Below are 18,095 nucleotides of genomic sequence, written 5' to 3'. Positions count from 1 at the left end.
GGTAATCCCTCCATGAGCGAGTAGAACGGACTTCGATCACGGGTGTGATCGCAAACTCTGAGTTGTCGAACAGTCGGCACACAGGCCCCAGTAGATGACCTCGGCTTCATCGAGGACGAAGCCGTTGTGCGCCGACGGCGTCAAGCACGGTGCCTCTCCGACTGCACAGTCGACATCTGCAACGACCCCGCAGGACCGGCAGACGACGTGATGGTGGTTGTCACCGACGCGAGACTCGTACAGCGCCACCGATCCGGACGGTTGGATCCGCCTGATCAGCCCGGCGTCGGTGAGAGCGTGCAACACGTCGTAGACCGCCTGCCGCGACACCCCTGGCAGAACAGCCCGCACAGCATCGAAGACAGTCTCGGTGGCTGCGTGTGGGCGTGCATGCACAACCTCGAGCACCGTGACTCTGGGACGAGTCACGCGAAGCTCAGCGTTACGCAGTTGGGCTGCATAATCCGGCGTCGAAGGCACCTTTCCACTATTGCGCAATCTTCTGGACTGAACCCAGACTTTCGCGAAAATCCTCGCCTACGCGGATTTGCCGACCGATTCGTCAGCGCTCCGAACAGGACGAACGGGCCCGGGAATCATGGGAGATGAACTGGGGGTAGGTCTTGTTGCGCCAGTCGCAGTTCAGCGGCGGCGATGACGCCGGGGAAGTAGTAGTGCCCCTCCGGCGACTGAACAAGAGATGCAGCGTCGATACCGTCGACTTCCCATACGTCAACCGCGCCGCCGGTGTTGTTCATTCTGACAAACCAGTCCCGTTCGCCCTCGTCGCTGGCGAGGAAGCATCCCTCCTGCTCTGCTCGTAGACTTCCTGCGATTCCGCGAGCTGAGCCCATTCGGCGCCAGTCCAATCCATACCGCTGGATCGACGCACGGTTCAAGGCGGACGTGACGTGGTAGCGGGTCGACATCGTCCAAAGGTAACAATCTTCCGTTTGTTCCAACTACGGTGAAGGGGAGAATCCGCCGAGGTCAGGAGTGATCGTGCCGAAATTGGAGATCAAGAGGAAGTCACAACTCTCGCGGCAGGAAGTCGCCGACCGACTCATCGCCCTCGGCCAGGCCCTCGCCAGTGGATCGGAAGTGGAACTGGGGTCGGGTGGGGACTCGATCGAAATCAGTGTTCCGGAACAGGTTCGGTGGGAACTCGAGATCGAAGTCGACGGCAACGAGGTCGAGATAGAAATCGAGATTCACTGGCGCGACGACCCTCAGGAAGAATCAGAAGAGAAGTCTCCGCCGCCCACCAAAGCAGTTCGTCGCAGCCGACCGCGCAAGAGCACTGCCAAATAGGCCAACCCGGGTGCGGTTGTCAGGCAATTACGGAGACGCCGACACCTCGAGAGACACAACGCGCAGCAGTGCTCGGAGATCACTTTCGATGCGTCGAAACAGTTGATACACAACGATGAAGCCCGCGATCCCGCCCAGACACAGCGCACGGACGGTTGCGTTGAGTTCCTCCCCGGCCCCGGAACCGACAAAACTGAGTCCCGCGATTCCCACCAGCGGAACCGACGCCGCGACTGCGAGGTAACGCGTGCTGCTCCGACCCAACGAGCGAATATCGCGTCCGTCGTCGCTTCGTAACTCGCCGTGTGACAACAAGATCGGATACAGACATCGAACCGAGTAGTACGTCAGGATGAAGAACGGATACGCGACTGCGACGGCGCCGCACACCGCCAGCGACGACATCAGGTGCACGTACGCTCGTTGCGGAATACCTCCGGCGGCAATCTGCAACGCAACTGGATATGCGATACCGGCCAGGACCCACAGACCGAATGCGATCACCACCGCGCGGTGTCCGACGTTCAGCGTCGCGGTACGCGCTTTGTTCAAGACCTCCGCGCTGTACGTCTGACCGTGACGCAGTCCGTGAGGCACAGTGAGCGCAAGCCGGCACCAATACAGGATCGCCGCGGCACCGAGTGAGAACGCGGCCACCCCGATGACCAGATGAACCTGCTCGAGGTGCTGCTGAGCCTGGGGCGAGAGTCCCGAAATGATCAGCATCTTGTTGTAGTAGTAGTTGTAGCCCGCCGCCAGGAGATTCGGAATTCCGATCGCGGCCAGAAGAATCGGCAGTGCCCACTTCCACAACGTCGAACGCGGGCTCCCTTCCGGTGGGTCCACCAGGTTCCGGGCAGACCGGTCCAGACACAGTGCGAACTGACGGGCAAGCTTTCGTCCGCCAGACCACCTTCCGTCTCTCTCGGGCGAAAGAGACTTCACCAGTACTCGGCGCAGCGCCGGCGGGCAGTCGTCCGGTAACCGGGCCTCGGCCGCGGGATCCACTCCACGCCGGCGTGCCTCGAGCGCCTTCTTGGGCGACGGTGGGTTCTGCCCCGTGCCGTCGTCCGTGAAAGGCCTACTCCCGGTGAGGAGTTCCCACAGCATCACGCCGAGTGCATAGATGTCGCTACGGGTGTCGAGTGTGCCGGGAGACCCCACGGCACAGGCCTCCAACTGCTCTGGAGACATGTAGGCGAGCGAGCCTCCGACAAAACAGGCAGCGTCCTCGGTCGAAACCTCCTCGCTCGAACTGACGTTGAAGTCAGCGAGTTTGGGAATGCCTTCGACACTGAGAAGTACGTTCGCCGGCTTGATGTCCCGATGTAGTACGCCGTGCTCACGCGCGTACTCGAGGGCGTCGGCCAGTCTCATTCCCATCCAGGCCACGGTCTCCGGCCACGACATCGCTGCGATCTCGTCCCGTAAACTCGTCTCGCTCGGTTTCATCTCCCCCTTCTTCGCCAGGGTCTGATCGATGGCGTCGAGAAGTAGTTGTCCGGACCGCTGAGCCTGCGGTGTCACGCGGACAAGTTTGACCACGTCGAGCAAGGTCCCGCCTGGCACGTATTCCATGAACAGAACTCGCAGTGCGCGTTCCTCGAGCAGCCGTTGATCGAAGACGCGAACGATGTTGGGATGGTCGAGTTGGGCGAGAGTCTGCGGCTCGACCCCGACGTTGCGCGAGATTTTCAACGCAACCCACCGCTGCATCGACAGTTGCCGTGCCAGGAACACTCGGGCGAATGCACCGTGCCCGAGTTCCAACACCAGTTCGAAATCATCGAGGCGCTGCCCGATCTCGAACTCGTCGAAACCCGAGAGCCCCAACATCATCACGTCTTCGCGGCCGGCCATCGAATCACGGTCGAACAACCGCTCGAAACCATCTGCCTGCAAAGGGAACTCGCTGAGATACTCGGCCGCTACGACATCCTCCCCGCCCTGCTTCCGCAGCCGGAACTCCTCGTACAGAAGCTCGGCCGGTAGTGGCTCTTCGAGCAGTTCCGGGTACTCGGCGCAATACTCCGTGAGTCGTTTCGGACCGTCATTCTTCAGCCAGCGGTACTCCATGTCGATTCCGACCAGTTCGATCAGCGCGCCCCGACGAATCTTGGCTGGATCGGGCAGATACTCGCTCAGGTCGGACGGGGTTCGTCCCGCCTCCCAGTCCCCGACCAGGCGCCCGAGACCGTCGGCATCGTTCGATTCGCCGCGCACTACCGGCAGTGCGGACAGGCGCAACTCGGTGACGGTGCCCCGTTCGGTCAGGGGCCCGCTCGCGACTGTCGCGTCACTGGCCTGCGCACCACGTTCATTCATGAGTTCTGCTCCGCACCTCGAGCACGATGAATCGAGGCGACTCATTTCAGCGTAACCCCGGCGGTACCTCTGACCCCAGCGAATCTATTCGGCGTGAACTGCCGACTTCGTGCCGATACGAACGAGTTCTTCGCGGTCACCGATCTTGACGCGTGGACGTCCGTGCTCGACACCGAGGTCCTTCTCGGCGGCATCGATACGAAGCCATCCTTCCCAATCGACGGGAAACAGATCGCCGGCCGCGAGGACCTCCTCGATCCGGTTGCGATCTACCCGACGCCCGCCGAACGAATCAAGTTGGCGCAGCAGCATTTCGACTGTTTGGTGAGAGTCGGGCCGCGCCGCACCGATCAGCCCGGCGGCACCTCGCTTCATCCAACCGGTCACGAACAAGCCCGCGATCGGTAGACCGCTCTCGTCGACCACCGAGCCGCTCCGGTGCGAAACTATGCCGCGCCCGTGATCGAAGGGCACCCCGGCAAGTGGCGCGCCGAGGAATCCGATTGCCCGGTACACAGCTTGAACCGGATAGTCGGTACAGACACCCGAAGCGGTGACGTGACCGTAGCCGTCGGGATCAGTCCGCTCGACGCGGAGTGCCTCGACTTTCCCGTTACCGAGAATCTCCACGGGCTGTCGGTAGAAGTGCAGGTGAACTCGACGCTGGGCAGTTCGGTCGGCAGGCGCAGTGCCCGCGAAACTACGGAGTGTCTCGACTGCCAGTCGGGTGTGCACCAACTGTTTTGTCATCCGCTCGATATGCCGGTCCGGCGCGACATCGGCAGCATCGACGACAACATCTACGCCGGGTAGTTGACCGAGAGCGCGCAACTCGTTCGGGGAGAATCGAGCGTCGGCGGGTCCGCGCCGGACAAAGATGTGTACCTCACGAACGCGACTGCCGGCGATCCCTTCCCGAACTTCGTCGGAGACGTCCGTGGCCTGCAGCGATTGCGCCTCTACGAGGAGCATCCGCGTGACATCGAGCGCGACATTGCCGCCGCCGATCACTGCCACCGACTCGGCGTGCAGGGGCCAATGTTGGGGGGCGTCGGGGTGATCGTTGTACCAACCGACAAAATCGGCGGCCCCGAATGAACCGGGAAGCTCGACGCCTGGAATGTCGAGTAGTGCATCCCGCGGCGCACCGGTTGCAATGATCACCGCGTCGTAGGAAGAACGTAGGTCCTCGACGGAAAGGTCCTTTCCGATCTCTACGTTGCAGAACAGCCGGAAGTCACTGGCGACCAGCACGGTGTGCAGAGAATCGACGAACTTTTCGGACTCGGCGTGCCCTGGGGCGAGACCGTAGCGCACGAGTCCGTACGGCGTCGGTAGACGCTCGAACATGTCTATCTTGGTGCCAGGAGCCAGTTCAGCGAGAGCGCCGGCAGCGTGGATTCCCGCCGGCCCTGCTCCGACGATCGCGACCCTGAGCGGTGGTGAGAAAATCCGGGGCGCCGCCGGCGGGGATACCGCTGAACCTCTAGCGTTGATCATGCCCCGAGGCTAGGACCTCAACTGCGCTGGAGATCAAGTCCGCTTTTCAGTAACCCGCTTTTCAGTAACCCTGCTCGGCCGGCTTGTGCTCGGTTGTGTAGCGGTAGAAGTCCGCCAGTTGGAGTTCACCGGCCGCTGCCTCGTCGACGACGACTGTCACGTGCGGATGCAACTGAAGTACCGATGCCGGGCAGAACGCCGACACCGGACCTTCAATCGCAGCCCGGACCGCGGGGGCTTTGCGCGCCCCCTCCGCAATCAGCACAAGATGCTTTGCATCACTGATGGTTCCGAGACCCTGCGTGATCACGTGATGCGGCACATCGGCTGGGTCTGCGAAGAACCGCGCGTTGTCGGCGCGGGTCCTTTCGGTCAAGGTCTTCACTCGGGTACGCGATGTGAGTGAGGAGGACGGCTCGTTGAAGCCGATGTGCCCGTTGAGACCGATGCCGAGAATCTGCACGTCGATGGGACCGTTGTCGACGATGGCAGCGTCGTAACGCCGTGCAGCTTCACTGGGATCCGCGGCTCCCCCGTCGGGGCTGAACACTCGCGCATTGTCGATGTCGAGGTGATCGACGAGTTCCGTGCGGATGGTGTGCGCGTAGGACTGCGGCTGATCGGGCGTGAGACCTACGTACTCGTCGAGAAGATACGCGCTCATCGCCGCGAACGACACTCCCGATTCTCGATGCCGCTTGATCAGCTCCCGATACGTGTGCAGCGGTGACGATCCCGTCGCGAGGCCGAGCGTCCGCGCTCCGTTTTCGATTGCGCCGCAAACGATGTCGGCAGCGATTCGCCCTCCGTCTTCCGGACTGGGAACTATGACGATTTCCATTCAGGCTTCCTCTCTGCTCTTGCCGGCTCCGACGATGGCCTCGCGTACGGAACCCGAAGCGCGATCCAACAATTCGGTTGCTTCGGCGAAGTCGCATTCGGCCAACAACATGACGACCGCTGCCTTCACATGACCGTCGGCATTCTCGATGGTCTCCGAAGCGATCTCGGTATCCACTCCGGTGGCTGCCGCGACGATCCGGTTTGCACGATCGACCAGTTTGGCGTTGGTAGGCCGAAGGTCGACCATCAGGTTGTGAAACGCCTTGCCGGAACGGACCATGCTTGCCGTCGAAAGCATGTTGCACACCATCTTCTGTGCAGTCCCGGCCTTGAGCCTCGTCGATCCGGTGAGGATCTCGGGGCCGGTCTCCACTTCGATGGCCACTCCGGCGTGCGAACTCATTGCCGCATTTCGGTTGCATGAGACTGCCACTGTTGCGGCGCCGAGTGCGCGGGCATGGTCGAGTCCCCCGATGACATAGGGAGTACGACCACTCGCCGCCAGACCCACCACGACGTCCGTGGCGTTCAACGAGATTGCGTCGAGGTCGGCCCCAGCCGCTCGCGGATCGTCCTCTGCTCCCTCGACGGCGTTCAGAAACGCTCCCGGGCCACCGGCGATGATTCCGATCACCTCGCCTGGATCGGTCCCGAAAGTCGGAGGGCATTCCACCGCGTCGAGCACTCCCAGACGCCCACTGGTCCCAGCTCCCAGGTAGATCAGCCGACCACCTTGTGCCCGAGCGGTGACGATCGAATCGACTGCGGCTTCGATGGCCGGTAACACCGCCGCGACCGCGTCGGCCACGATTGCGTCCTGCTGGTTCATCACCGTCAGCAGATCCGACACCGACATGACGTCGAGATCGCGGGTGAGAGGGTTCGGTCTCTCGGTAGACAGCATGTCCAATTGCATTGTGGCGAGTCCTCCTCGATCAAATTTCACTACGACGACTCCTCGTCAGTAATCACAGCGACGACTCCTCGTCAGTGACGCTTCGAAGCAATGGCATCATGACTGCGTTGCAGCGCAGACAGGGCGCTCGGCAGCGAGTGCGCGACCATCGCAAAAATTGTGTCGACTACCAACAGCTGGCCGGTGCGGCTTGCCATTGCTGCCGACCGGAAACCGAATTCTCTACCGGCAGTGAGTAGAACGTGGTGTGACTGCACAGCGAGCGTCGACCGCGCCCCGCCGGTGATCGCGGCCGTCGACGCCCCGGTACGACGGGCAAGGGCAAGCGGTTCGACCACATCAGAAGTCTCGCCGGAATGCGAGATTCCCACTGCTATGTCGTCCGGTCCGAGCAAACTGGCGCTGACCATCGCTGCGTCTCGGTCGAGATGAACCCGGCAGTTGACGTCGATACGCGAGAGCTTCAACGTGAGGTCTTGCGCGACGATGCCTGACGCGCCGATGCCGTACACCTCGACCCGGCGGGCGGATCGAATCCGCGACACCACTTCTTCGAGTGCAACAGGGTCAGTCAATTGTGCTGTGCCCTTGAGTTGTTCGGATTCGAACTCGGCGAGTTTGGCCATGACTTCACTGGCAGAGTCGGCGGCAACGATGTCCACACCGAGTGGAATCGAATCACTTGACGCGGAACCGCTGATGGCCGCCAATGCCAGACGAAGCTGGGGATACCCCTCGAAACCGAGCCTTTTGGCTGTGCGGACCACTGTCGCCGTGCTTGTCGACGCTCGTTCGGCAAGATCGTTGACCGTCAGTGTGGACGCCAGGCTGGGGTCGGCTTCGATGATTTCGGCGATCCGCAGCTCGGCAGGTGAGAGGCTGCTCAGTGATGCGCGAATACGAGCAAGCAGGTCGACGGACGCCGGAGCACTCCGGTCCAAAGTCATAACGCCTCGATTCGCATCGTTTTCGGAGCTGACGGCACCGATGTGATTCTAGGCAGCCCACGGCTTCCTGGCGTCAAAGATCCGAGCACACTGGCGTGACGCGCACCGGTGCACGACGCAATACTGCCGGGCAATCCGTGTGCGGTGAGGAAGCCGAGAACCGCGAAAGCCAATGCTTCCTTGATGTCGGAGGTGACTCCGAGTTCGTCCGAAGAGACAAGCGCGATGTCGCCCAGTTCGTCACGGAGCATCGCCATCAACGTCGGATTCTTGGTGCCACCACCTGACACCACCACTTCGGTGGCCGCGAGTGCTTTGACGGAATCGGCGACGGTCCGGGCCGTAAGTGCAGTCAGAGTCGCGACGATGTCTGCCAGAGACAACGACTCGTAGCCCCGCAGAGCGGCGAGCAGATAGTCCCGATGAAACAATTCTTTGCCCGTGCTCTTGGGAGCGGGCTGCGTGTAATACGGTTCGCTCAGTAGATGTGCGAGCAGATCGACGTTCGGCGTGCCGGCTGCACCCAGAGCGCCACCGAGGTCGAACCACTGCTCCCCCGCAGTGAATTCGCTTACCGCCGCGTCGATCAGCGCATTTGCCGGGCCGGTGTCGAAGGCAATCGGTACTGCGGGACCATCTGCCGTCGTACCGCCGCCACCCGGAGCAGTGACGTTCGCGATGCCACCGAGATTGAGCGCGACGGAACCCGAAGTTCTTCCGTTGAGCCACAATACGTCGAACGCGCTGACCAATGGTGCACCCTGTCCACCCGTCGCCACGTCGCGAGAGCGCAGGTCCGACACGACGGTGCATCCGGTCTTCTCGGCTATCCAGGCCGGCTGCCCGAGTTGGAGAGTGCCCTTTACTTGCGCTCCTTCGACCCAGTGAAACATCGTCTGCCCATGTGAGGAGATCAATTCCGCACTGCCGCCACACAGTTCCGCGTTCGCCCGCGCAGCCACGGCCGCGAATGCCTGCCCGATCTCGGTGTCGAGTTGGCAGATCTGACCGACAGTGGTGGACGCAGGCGGTACCGCAGCGGCCACCGCTGCCCGCAACTCACCGGAATATGGTTCGCTGACCATCCCCAGTGAGGTCAGCACAAGAGTGTCCCCGTCGATCCGGATATCTGCTGCGGCAGCATCGATAGCGTCGTACGAAGTACCGGACATCAGGCCGATGACTCTCATGAAATTTCCCTTACTCGGATCGTTTCGGCATTCGGGCAAGCTGCGGTCAGTCGACGAGTGCCCGCTTGTGGGCATTTCCTCGCAAGGTACTCAAAGCGATCGCGCTGACGGCGCACGTTGCCATCACGAAGTAGGCCGGAATATCGAGATTGGAAGTTTCCTTGATCAGCCACGTGATTATCAGACCGGCGCAGCCCGAAAAGACCGCGTTGGACAGGGAGTATGCGAGTCCTAATCCGGTGTACCGGACCGAGGTGGGGAACATCTCGGAGAGCATGGCGGGTCCGGGTCCGGCGACAAGTCCCACTGCGGCGCCGGCGGCAAACACTGCAAATCCCTTGGCGGTCAGAGACGTCTGCTCATTCTGCAGGACGTTGAGCAGCGGCAACGCAAGGACCAAGATCAAAACGGTGCCGGTGAGCATGACCGCGCGTCTCCCGATGCGATCACTGAGCCCGCCCGCAAGCGGAATCGTCACCGCGAAGCCGGCATTGGCAAGTACCGAAGCAACCAGTGCCTGATGGAATGTCGCGTTGAGTGAACTCTGAAGATAAGTCGGCATCACGACGAGGAACGTGTAACCCGCCGCAGACCAGCCCATCAACCGACCGATGCCGAGCAGGATCGCCCTGGCGGTCTCGCCGACGGTCGGCTGCGCTACCGGCGTCGCCGCATCAACTGTCGGTTCGGACTGGACTGCGCGGGCACGCTCGAACGACGGCGTTTCTTCGAGTCGGAGCCTGAGCCACAGGGCAACCAGGCCCATCGGAAGTGCAAGGAGGAACGGGATGCGCCAGCCCCAGTCGTTGAGCTGACCGGAGTCGAGAACTGTCGCGAGGAGCGCCGCGATTCCGGCACCGGCGAGCAATCCGAGCGCGACCGTGAACGATTGCCACGACCCGTACAGTCCGCGTCGTCCCGGGGGCGCAAACTCGGTCATCACCGACACCGCGCCGCCGAACTCGCCTCCGGCCGACAATCCCTGGAGGATCCGAAGGACCGTCAAGAGCAGCGGTGCCAGAATTCCGACACTCTCGTAGGTGGGGAGCACACCGATCAGGGTCGTCGCACCCGACATCAGCAGAAGAACGATCACCAAGGTGGGGCGTCGGCCGATGCGGTCACCGAGTCGACCGAAGAGTGCGGCCCCCACTGGGCGGAAGAAGAAGGCCAGCGCAAACGACGCGTAGGTCTTGATCAGGCTTTCGAGGTCGCCGGAGCCGTCGGCGCTGAAGAAGTTCGACGCGATGATCGTCGCGAAGAACCCGTACACACCGAACTCGTACCACTCGATGAAATTTCCGACGGAGCCGGCGACGAGCGCCCTGCGCCGTTTGAGCTGCGCACCATCGTTCCGTGTCTGCACTGTGATGCCCATGCCGTCCTCCGTTGACGAAACCCGAATATGCAACAAAGTTTCATCTGAACGGAGTAGAAATGTCAAGAAGTTTCACAATTGGGTTTTCGTGGGTCCCCGAATCCCTACGCTCCTGCGAACGTGAATGCCTCCGCCCGTTCGAACTGGTCGGTGGAGTCTCCGGAGTAGACCGTGCTCTCGTTCGGGCCCAGCCCGAGCTTGCGGACGGGCGTCCCCTCCCCGAGATCCATCGACGCCACATCCACCCAGAACGTATTCGGGGTCATCGCGGACTCGAAGAAATAGAGCGTGCGTTTGTGATCGACCACCGTACGCCAGCGGGTCGACGAGATGTTGGGCTCGTCTGGAGTCGAAATACCCAGCGGCACCGAGACATTGCGAATGACACTGAACGTCGACGCCAACGCGGACCGCGGATCGTCCGTCTGCGGTATCGCATCCACGTAGAACGACGCGCGGGCGAATCTGTCAGCGGCACGGTTCGTTCCGGGCAGCATCACAGTCCCGTTGATCTGCTTCCAGTACTCGTTGACCGCGAGTTGCTGATCGAAGATCGGAGAATTTGTCATCACCTGGTACTCACGGCTGTGATGAATAGTCGCGCGTCCACCGACGTATTCGATGATCGCACTGTCTCCCCTGGCGTCCGAGAGTGACATGTGAAGGGTAGCGAGACGGTCTTCACCGGGAACAGCAGCAGTCACGACGGTGAACGGTTCCGCTGCCAACACCTCGACTGCTTCCTGAACTGTCGCAAAACAATCCAGAACATACTGCGCCCACGCTGCGATGGACAGACCCGGAGTCGAGCCGTCGTATGCCGGGTACTCGGACTCGACCAACCACAAGAGATTTGCAGACAGTCCTGCCTCGTTGACCCCATCGGTTGTGCACATGTCGTAGGCCGTTGCGACAACACTTCCGTATTTCGACGTCCACTGAATCGAGTTCGGACCCGCGCAACCCTCTCGCGTCATGCCCCGCGGAAATGCCCAGAGATTGGTTCCGAGATCGACCTTCCAATCCATCGATCGAGCAGTGATCACAGTGTCGTTGGGCCCCAAGTAGACCAAGCGTGTACACATCGAAAACTATCCCTTCCTCACGGCGTGACGATATTGAAACTGGGATCGAAGGTATCCAGCAGCCCTCCCAATGTCTCCAGCGCCGATTCGTCTCCGGTGAGCGAAATCTTCCCGGCTTTGGCAAGTTCCGCAGCCGCGCCCGGTTGCAGAAGTGCGCCGATCAGTGCAGCTTTCGGCCCGGACACCGTCAGTTGCGTGTTCGACGCCGCTCCCCGGCGGGCATTGAGGACGCCGCGCCTGACCCAGGCCGTCCAGGTCTCGTCGTCGTGATCGGTGAACACGAAATCGATGTGGAGGTCGACGTCAGTTGCCTTGTCTCCGATGAGATGCACTGCTACGAAGTCGAACAAAATATCGATGGGCATCGCGAGGACGCTGTCTTCGCTCGCAGTGATGTACGGCGGGGGTTGCGAGCCCTCACGCAATTCCAACGCTGCCGAAAGGTAGATACCTCGCCACTGAGGTCCCTCGGCTTGATACCCCATCTGCTCGTAGACGTCAGCCTGAAGGTTCTTCGCCTCCGTGTTCTCCGGTTGAGCGAACACCAACTTGTGCAGGATCTCTGCCGCCCACCGGTAGTCCGCGGCGTCGAATGCTCGCTTACCCTCATCCAGGATCTTCTGCGCGCCAAGGAGATCGACGAACCTCTTCGCCGACTCGACCGGTGGATGTGGATGAAGCGTCACCGGATCGCCGTCCCACATTCCCAGCTCCTTGGTGTACACGGCACGCACGTCATGATGCAGAGTTCCGTGGTACCCGCGGTTGTGCCACTTGCGGCCGAGCTCCTCGGGTAGCTCGATCACCTCGGCAGCTTCGAGTGGCGTGTATCCCTTGTTCGCCAGCCGGAGCGCCTGGTCGTGAATGTATTTGTAGGTATCCCTTTGTGATTCGATGAAGCCAACGAGGTTCTCGTTCCCCCACACCGGCCAGGTGTGCGGTCCGTAGTGAACCGCCGCGTCGTCGCCCCACCGTTCCAAAGTTTCGTCCAGGTATCGCGCGAAATTGCGGGCATCGCGGGTACGCGCACCGCGCAGGGTCTGGATGTTGTGGAGTGAATGATTGGCGTTCTCCGCACACGTCAGTGCAGCGAGTTCGGGGATCCAGATGTGCATCTCCTCCGGAGCCTCGGTATCGGGTGCATAGAGGAATTCGAACTCCAGACCCGCAATTTCTCGCTTCGTTCCGGTTTCGGTGATGCCGTCGGTGGGGGAAATATACGAGATCTGAGGGCCTTTGGTGCTGAGCACGCCGATCCCGCACGAGACCGCCCCTTTCGGACCGAGGTCGAGCAATCCGCCGAAGGCATAGAACGACCGCCTCGCCATGGCATTGCCGGCGACAACATTCTCGCCGATTGCGAACTTGTCGAACGATGCGATCGTGCCCGGCGCGATGATCGGCACCTTTCCCGACGCAACGTCCTCGACGTCGATGATGCCTTTGACTCCGCCGTAGTGGTCGATATGGGTGTGCGTGTAGATGATCGCTGCAACCGGCTTGTCGCTGACGTGCTCGCGAATCATCTTCATGCCCTGGCGCGCTGATTCGACTCCCGCCATGCAGTCGATGATGATCAGGCCTTCGTCACCCTCGACGACCGTCAGGTTTGCGATGTCGTTGTTTCTCACCTGGTAGAGGCGATCCGTCACCTGGTAGAGCCCACCCCGGCGAATGACCTGACTCTGGCGCCACAAACTGGGATTGACGGTGTCCGGCGCCGGAACGTCGTCACCGATGTACGCCAATGCCTCGGGGTCGAAGACCACATGCCCGTCGTCGCCGAGAACATTGCCAGGCAACGGTGCGATCAAGCCACGATCCGCGTCGACAAAATCTTGCCGGTCATCCATGGCGTACCGCGTGACCGCTTCGCGGTTCACCGCCACGGTGGCCGGTGTTGCGTCCTTAGGTGTCTGGCACATGGCTCTCCCCGCTCGGATACGACGATCAGATACCCCATAATCTCTATCCGGCGGCAGCGGCGTTGGAATCACCCGCGCAGGGTGAACTCACGCTCCTCACCCCTTCGTCTTCTCGGAACCTCCCGACGCCAGGGCGATGAGAAGAACCACGAGCCCACAGGCGACAACAAGGATCCAACCCGCTCTCGATGCCTCGGCGATGTCTGATTGTGCGCTGCCTGCGATCATGCCGCCGGCCAGCGCCACACCGAGAGCAGCGCCGAACTGCCTTGCACTGGAGGTGATCCCGCCGGCAAGGCCTGCCTGCGATCTCGGTAGTCCGTTGACGGCGGTGTTGGTGATCGGAGCATTCGAGAAACCGAAGCCGATACCGAGGAACAGGTACGCGACGAGCAACGTCGAAGTGCCTGTGCTGTTGTCGAGAGAGACCAGGCACAGTCCGCCGAGCGCGGTGAAGCTTCCGGCGATCAGCAACGGCAATCGTGCACCGAAGCGCCCGACGAGAATCCCCGACAACGGCGCACAGATGGTTGCGGCGACTGCCATCGGTAGTGTCATCGCGCCCGCGGCGGCGGGAGTCATTTCACGCGCCTGTTGAAGGTAGAAGGTGCCCAGAAGCAGCGTCGCGTTGAGTGCCACGAACACCACGATCGCGCCGAGGACTGCCGCGGTGAACGGCCGGTGCCGAAACAGCGAGGGGTCCATGAGCGGCTCGCTCTTTCTCGATTCGACGCGGACGAACGCTGCCAGCGCGGCAGCGACGGCGACGTAACCCGCGATTGCACCGGAGGCCAGCCACCCGATTCGTGGGCCTTCGATGAGCAGAGCCACGGATCCGCCCACGACGACCATCAGAAGCACCTGCCCCGGTAAGTCGAGACGTCGAGGTTGTTCAGCCCGGGACTGCGGTACGAACACCGCGGTCAGCACGAGAACGACTGCGATGACGGGCACGTTGATCCAGAAAACGGATCTCCAGCCGAAGCTCTCGATGAGGACTCCGCCGACTATCGGTCCTGCTGCCATGCTCAGACCGAAGACCGCAGCCCACACGCCGATCGCCTTGGCTCGCTCCTTCGGGTCGGTCATCACGTTGACGACGATCGCCAGGGCCACCGGACTGAGCATCGACCCACCGACTCCCTGCGCGATCCTCGCCGCAATCAGAACTCCCACCGACGGGGCCAGCGCGCAGACGATCGACGCCACCCCGAAAACGACCAGTCCGATCTGGAAGATCCGCCTTCTACCGAACCTGTCGGCCAGGGCGCCGGAAGAGATCAGCAAGCTCGCCAAGACGAGTGTGTACGCGTTGACGATCCATTCGAGACCAACGGTTCCGACGCCGAATCCCTCCCCGATCGCGGGGAGAGCGACGTTGACGATGGTCGTGTCCAACCCGACGACGAACAAGCTCGTGCAGCAGATGGCCAGAATGCCCCACCGGCGGCGTGCGTCAAGTCCGATCACTTGCGGTTCGTCGATCCCGCTCGAAGGTTTCATCTCGGACTCCATCTCTCGAAGTGTTCTGCCGTGCTCGCCAGTCGAAAGGATCGTCGCAACCCGGCCCGCGAAGCCGGTAAGAAATTTGCAGAAACTGCAAAGATGAGCGCATGGACGCCGAACTCGAGCAGTTGCTTACCGATATCGGACCGAGACTGCGCACACTTCGTCGGGATCGCGATTTGACCCTCGAGGCCCTGTCCGACGCCACCGGCATCTCCGTCAGCGCATTGTCGCGACTCGAATCGGGTAAGCGTCGTCCCACCCTCGATCTGCTGTTACCGCTCGCGCGTGCTCACCGGGTCGCGCTGGACCAACTCGTCGGCGCTCCCGCCACGGGCGATCCTCGGGTCCATCTCACCCCGAGCCGACGCAAGAACGGCAGTGCCGTCGTTCCGTTGACGCGCTATCCCGGACGCGTGCAGGTGTTCAAACAGGTGATCGGTCCACGTCCACCGAAGCTCGTCACCCACGCCGGCTACGAATGGCTCTACGTCCTCGCCGGGGATCTGCGTCTCATTCTGGGTACGAACGAGGTTGTCCTGCACCCCGGTGAAGTCGCGGAGTTCGACACCGCCGAGCCCCATTGGTTCGGGCCCGCCGATGAACAGGTCGTGGAGATCTTGCATCTGTTCGGCCCGCAGGGCGAAAAGGCGCACGTACGCACGAAGGCAAAAACTACTACTGCGCACGAACCGGTACCCGAAAGTTAGACCACTGCATGCGTTTTCAGTCGGTTCGACAGCGTATGAGCGTATTCGAGAAGTAGCGTTCCCAACTCGGCATGACGCGCGGGCCGAAAGCGGGTTTCCACTCCGGTCAGGCTCAGCGCCCAGTCCGGGCGCCCGTTGCGGTCGAACACCGCGGCACCCATCCCCCAGCTTCCCTCGACGATGAGGGCTGGATTGACGGCATAGCCGGTGACACGCGTCGACTCGATTCGCTCGCGGATTGATGCCTCACTGTGGATCTCACCCCATTCCGACTCCAGATTCACTCGGGCGAAATAGTCGTCGACGTCCCGCGTCGGTAGGTGACTCAAGATGGCAAGCCCCGCCGACGCGACCCCCAACGGGAATCGCTTCCCCTCGTGCAGCACGTGAGATCGCAGCGGAAAACTGCCTTCCTGACTCAAGATGCAGACGGTCTCGTCGCCGCGACGTGCCGAGAGGAATGCACTCTCCCCCGTGACCCGGGCGAGGTCGTCGACGATGTCGCGAGCGCGGTCGGTGATGTCGTACCGATTTCCGGCCGCGGCGCCCAGGAGGTACAACTCCGGGCCGAGAGACCACCGACCGGTTCGTGCGTCACGGTCGACCAGTCCTTCGGCAGCCAAAGACGTGAGCAGTCGGTGCGCGGTGGGCCGAGCGAGGCCGGTGACCTTGCCCAATTCAGTGGTGGAAATGCCCGTTGGCTCAGAGGCGCCGAGGGCTCGCAGAAGTGCCGCCACCCGCGCGACCATGGCCGGTGATTGCTCGTGAGTAGGCATGAGTTCATCCTAGCGTCCATTCAGTGAACGAATTTTCTTCAGATGGTCAGCAGTCGATCAGTTCTGTCTTGATATTCAAGATCCCTTGAACCTGTGAACTGGAGATAGTTCACTGGATAGCGAAGTGAGTGAGTGTCTACTCAATGAACGCTTGGCAGGGAGAAAACATGACAGCAAAGGTGTACGAGTCCGCGGCGGACGCGGTCGCCGACATCGTCGACGGAGCAACGCTGGCCGTCGGCGGATTCGGTTTGTGCGGCATCCCCGACGTATTGATCGACGCGATCGCAGCAACAAGTGCAACCGACCTCGAGGTGTTCTCCAACAACTGCGGCGTCGACGATCACGGTCTCGGAATCTTGCTGAGCGCCGGACGTATCCGACGGGTGACCGCGTCGTACGTCGGTGAGAACAAGGAGTTCGCCCGGCAGTACCTGGCCGGCGAACTCGAAGTGGAACTGACGCCGCAGGGCACGCTCGCCGAGCGTCTGCGCGCCGGCGGAACCGGAATCCCCGCATTCTTCACACCGGCCGGAGTGGGTAGCCCCATCTCCGACGGCGGAATGCCCTGGCGCTACGACGCCGACGGCTCGATCGCTATTGCATCGCCTCCGAAGGAGACTCGCGTCTTCGGAACCAAGCGTTACGTGATGGAAGAGGCGATCAACGCCGACTACGCACTCGTGCACGCTGTTCTCGGTGACACCGACGGCAACCTCGTGTTCGACAAGACCGCGATGAACTTCAACCCGCTCGCCGCGATGGCGGGACGGGTCACCATTGCTCAGGTGGAACGTCTGGTCGAGCCCGGTGAAATCGACCCGGCATCGGTACACCTGCCCGGAGTCTTCGTGCAGAGAATTGTGCACACCGGCCCTCAGAACAAGCGAATCGAAAAGCGAACCGTCAGCGCTTCGGAAGGAACCTCACGATGACCGCACCAGTGACAGTGACGGGTTGGACGCGCCAGCAGATGGCAGCGCGGGCGGCTGCAGAGATGATCGACGGCGAGTACGTCAATCTCGGAATCGGTCTTCCCACACTGATTCCCGGATACCTGGGCTCGGACGTTCGTGTGGTCCTGCACTCGGAGAACGGAATTCTCGGTACCGGACCGTATCCCACCGAGGACAACGTCGATCCTGACCTCATCAACGCCGGCAAGGAGACCGTGACCGTCAATCCCGGTGCGGCATATTTTGATTCGGCCCTCTCGTTCGGGATGATCCGCGGCGGCCACATCGACACCGCCGTTCTCGGCGGCATGCAGGTGTCGAAGACGGGTGACCTCGCAAACTGGATGGTCCCCGGCAAGATGGTCAAGGGAATGGGCGGCGCAATGGACCTCGTCCACGGTGCCCGGCGTGTCATCGTCGTCATGGAGCACAACGACCGCGACGGCAACCCCAAGATCGTCGACGCATGCACCCTGCCCCTGACCGGCCAGGGCGTGGTGAATCGGATCATCACCAACCTAGCCGTCATCGATGTGAGCGACGAAGGCCCACTCGTCCTGCGTGAACTGGCCCCCGATGTCAGCGTCGAAGACGTTGTTGCCGCGACCGGCACCGAACTGAAAGTTGAACTGGCATGACCGACACGACCACTGTGATTGTTGCGGGAGCTCGTACCCCGATGGGTCGACTCCTCGGATCGTTGAAAGACCTCTCCGGGTCCGACCTC

17 protein-coding genes are annotated in these 18,095 nt (G+C 61.8%); 4 read left to right on the top strand and 13 right to left on the bottom strand.

Going from position 1 to position 18,095, the window contains the following annotated elements; genetic code table 11:
* Positions 1–36: 36 nt before the first annotated feature.
* Both B0E55_RS17735 and B0E55_RS17730 read right to left on the bottom strand, forming a co-directional pair.
* A complete protein-coding gene (locus B0E55_RS17735) occupies positions 37–480 on the bottom strand; it encodes a Fur family transcriptional regulator (RefSeq protein WP_020906505.1) in 444 nt (147 codons plus the stop codon).
* A gap of 116 nt (positions 481–596) precedes the next feature.
* Entirely contained in the window at positions 597–929 is a 333-nt protein-coding gene (locus B0E55_RS17730) for a hypothetical protein (RefSeq protein ID WP_037119238.1), read from the bottom strand.
* A gap of 73 nt (positions 930–1,002) precedes the next feature.
* Here B0E55_RS17730 and B0E55_RS17725 point away from each other — a divergent pair, with 73 nt between their 5' ends.
* Complete coding sequence (locus tag B0E55_RS17725; protein ID WP_024487387.1) at positions 1,003–1,311, top strand: amphi-Trp domain-containing protein; 309 nt, start codon at positions 1,003–1,005, stop codon at positions 1,309–1,311.
* Between the two features lie 27 nt (positions 1,312–1,338).
* Here the strand turns inward: B0E55_RS17725 and B0E55_RS17720 are convergent, their stop codons facing one another.
* From B0E55_RS17720 to B0E55_RS17675, 10 genes are all read right to left on the bottom strand, one after another.
* Entirely contained in the window at positions 1,339–3,636 is a 2,298-nt protein-coding gene (locus B0E55_RS17720) for a serine/threonine-protein kinase (protein WP_080910128.1), read from the bottom strand.
* 84 nt (positions 3,637–3,720) lie between these two features.
* Positions 3,721–5,136 carry an FAD-dependent oxidoreductase gene (locus B0E55_RS17715; RefSeq protein WP_080910127.1) on the bottom strand — a complete coding sequence of 472 codons (1,416 nt, stop codon included), beginning with the start codon at positions 5,134–5,136 and terminating at the stop codon, positions 3,721–3,723.
* Between the two features lie 61 nt (positions 5,137–5,197).
* Positions 5,198–5,977, bottom strand: coding sequence for a glucosamine-6-phosphate deaminase (nagB, locus tag B0E55_RS17710; RefSeq protein WP_020968669.1), 780 nt, complete (start codon positions 5,975–5,977; stop codon positions 5,198–5,200).
* On the bottom strand, positions 5,978–6,895 hold the full coding sequence (murQ, locus tag B0E55_RS17705) for an N-acetylmuramic acid 6-phosphate etherase (RefSeq protein ID WP_020968668.1): 918 nt from the start codon (positions 6,893–6,895) through the stop codon (positions 5,978–5,980).
* A 71-nt stretch (positions 6,896–6,966) separates the two neighbouring features.
* The gene (locus B0E55_RS17700) at positions 6,967–7,842 is read right to left on the bottom strand and encodes a MurR/RpiR family transcriptional regulator (RefSeq protein ID WP_042950990.1); all 876 of its coding nucleotides are present in this window, start codon (positions 7,840–7,842) and stop codon (positions 6,967–6,969) included.
* Positions 7,839–9,032, bottom strand: a complete 1,194-nt coding sequence (locus tag B0E55_RS17695; RefSeq protein ID WP_070385357.1) for an anhydro-N-acetylmuramic acid kinase — start codon at positions 9,030–9,032, stop codon at positions 7,839–7,841. The genes B0E55_RS17700 and B0E55_RS17695 overlap by 4 nt, the downstream gene beginning before the upstream one ends.
* A gap of 46 nt (positions 9,033–9,078) precedes the next feature.
* Entirely contained in the window at positions 9,079–10,410 is a 1,332-nt protein-coding gene (locus B0E55_RS17690) for an MFS transporter (protein WP_029254645.1), read from the bottom strand.
* A gap of 104 nt (positions 10,411–10,514) precedes the next feature.
* Complete coding sequence (locus B0E55_RS17685; RefSeq protein WP_029254644.1) at positions 10,515–11,495, bottom strand: linear amide C-N hydrolase; 981 nt, start codon at positions 11,493–11,495, stop codon at positions 10,515–10,517.
* Positions 11,496–11,512: 17 nt separating this feature from the next.
* Positions 11,513–13,420 carry an alkyl/aryl-sulfatase gene (locus B0E55_RS17680; protein ID WP_046378066.1) on the bottom strand — a complete coding sequence of 636 codons (1,908 nt, stop codon included), beginning with the start codon at positions 13,418–13,420 and terminating at the stop codon, positions 11,513–11,515.
* A 96-nt stretch (positions 13,421–13,516) separates the two neighbouring features.
* Positions 13,517–14,923 (bottom strand): MFS transporter, encoded by a 1,407-nt coding sequence (locus B0E55_RS17675; protein ID WP_080910215.1) that lies wholly within the window; start codon positions 14,921–14,923, stop codon positions 13,517–13,519.
* Positions 14,924–15,033: 110 nt separating this feature from the next.
* On the opposite strand from B0E55_RS17675, the gene B0E55_RS17670 reads away from it, so the two are divergent.
* Complete coding sequence (locus B0E55_RS17670) at positions 15,034–15,636, top strand: helix-turn-helix domain-containing protein (protein ID WP_019747537.1); 603 nt, start codon at positions 15,034–15,036, stop codon at positions 15,634–15,636.
* Here the strand turns inward: B0E55_RS17670 and B0E55_RS17665 are convergent.
* Positions 15,633–16,412, bottom strand: coding sequence for an IclR family transcriptional regulator (locus B0E55_RS17665; RefSeq protein ID WP_069146093.1), 780 nt, complete (start codon positions 16,410–16,412; stop codon positions 15,633–15,635). The genes B0E55_RS17670 and B0E55_RS17665 overlap by 4 nt on opposite strands.
* Before the next feature lie 167 nt (positions 16,413–16,579).
* On the opposite strand from B0E55_RS17665, the gene B0E55_RS17660 reads away from it, so the two are divergent.
* Together B0E55_RS17660 and B0E55_RS17655 are read left to right on the top strand one after the other, a co-directional pair.
* Complete coding sequence (locus B0E55_RS17660) at positions 16,580–17,347, top strand: CoA transferase subunit A (RefSeq protein WP_153211317.1); 768 nt, start codon at positions 16,580–16,582, stop codon at positions 17,345–17,347.
* Positions 17,344–18,006, top strand: a complete 663-nt coding sequence (locus B0E55_RS17655) for a 3-oxoacid CoA-transferase subunit B (protein ID WP_020906493.1) — start codon at positions 17,344–17,346, stop codon at positions 18,004–18,006. The genes B0E55_RS17660 and B0E55_RS17655 overlap by 4 nt, the downstream gene beginning before the upstream one ends.
* Positions 18,007–18,095 lie beyond the last annotated feature (89 nt).

The sequence above is a fragment of the Rhodococcus sp. 66b genome (assembly GCF_002076325.1).
GTDB classification, from domain to species: domain Bacteria; phylum Actinomycetota; class Actinomycetes; order Mycobacteriales; family Mycobacteriaceae; genus Rhodococcus_F; species Rhodococcus_F erythropolis.
Note: the sequence above shows the minus strand (reverse complement) of the source record. Positions and strands in the feature narration are given on the sequence as shown.

Bases quoted from the DNA above. Each gene is read 5' to 3' on its own strand.
- B0E55_RS17715 (WP_080910127.1), bottom strand. From the start codon at position 5,136: ATGATCAACGCTAGAGGTTCAGCGGTATCCCCGCCGGCGGCGCCCCGG.
- nagB (WP_020968669.1), bottom strand. From the start codon at position 5,977: ATGGAAATCGTCATAGTTCCCAGTCCGGAAGACGGAGGGCGAATCGCT.
- B0E55_RS17660 (WP_153211317.1), top strand. From the start codon at position 16,580: ATGACAGCAAAGGTGTACGAGTCCGCGGCGGACGCGGTCGCCGACATC.
- B0E55_RS17690 (WP_029254645.1), bottom strand. From the start codon at position 10,410: ATGGGCATCACAGTGCAGACACGGAACGATGGTGCGCAGCTCAAACGG.
- B0E55_RS17720 (WP_080910128.1), bottom strand. From the start codon at position 3,636: ATGAATGAACGTGGTGCGCAGGCCAGTGACGCGACAGTCGCGAGCGGG.
- B0E55_RS17695 (WP_070385357.1), bottom strand. From the start codon at position 9,032: ATGAGAGTCATCGGCCTGATGTCCGGTACTTCGTACGACGCTATCGAT.
- B0E55_RS17655 (WP_020906493.1), top strand. From the start codon at position 17,344: ATGACCGCACCAGTGACAGTGACGGGTTGGACGCGCCAGCAGATGGCA.
- murQ (WP_020968668.1), bottom strand. From the start codon at position 6,895: ATGCAATTGGACATGCTGTCTACCGAGAGACCGAACCCTCTCACCCGC.
- B0E55_RS17670 (WP_019747537.1), top strand. From the start codon at position 15,034: ATGGACGCCGAACTCGAGCAGTTGCTTACCGATATCGGACCGAGACTG.
- B0E55_RS17680 (WP_046378066.1), bottom strand. From the start codon at position 13,420: ATGTGCCAGACACCTAAGGACGCAACACCGGCCACCGTGGCGGTGAAC.
- B0E55_RS17665 (WP_069146093.1), bottom strand. From the start codon at position 16,412: ATGCCTACTCACGAGCAATCACCGGCCATGGTCGCGCGGGTGGCGGCA.
- B0E55_RS17685 (WP_029254644.1), bottom strand. From the start codon at position 11,495: ATGTGTACACGCTTGGTCTACTTGGGGCCCAACGACACTGTGATCACT.
- B0E55_RS17675 (WP_080910215.1), bottom strand. From the start codon at position 14,923: ATGAAACCTTCGAGCGGGATCGACGAACCGCAAGTGATCGGACTTGAC.
- B0E55_RS17700 (WP_042950990.1), bottom strand. From the start codon at position 7,842: ATGACTTTGGACCGGAGTGCTCCGGCGTCCGTCGACCTGCTTGCTCGT.
- B0E55_RS17730 (WP_037119238.1), bottom strand. From the start codon at position 929: ATGTCGACCCGCTACCACGTCACGTCCGCCTTGAACCGTGCGTCGATC.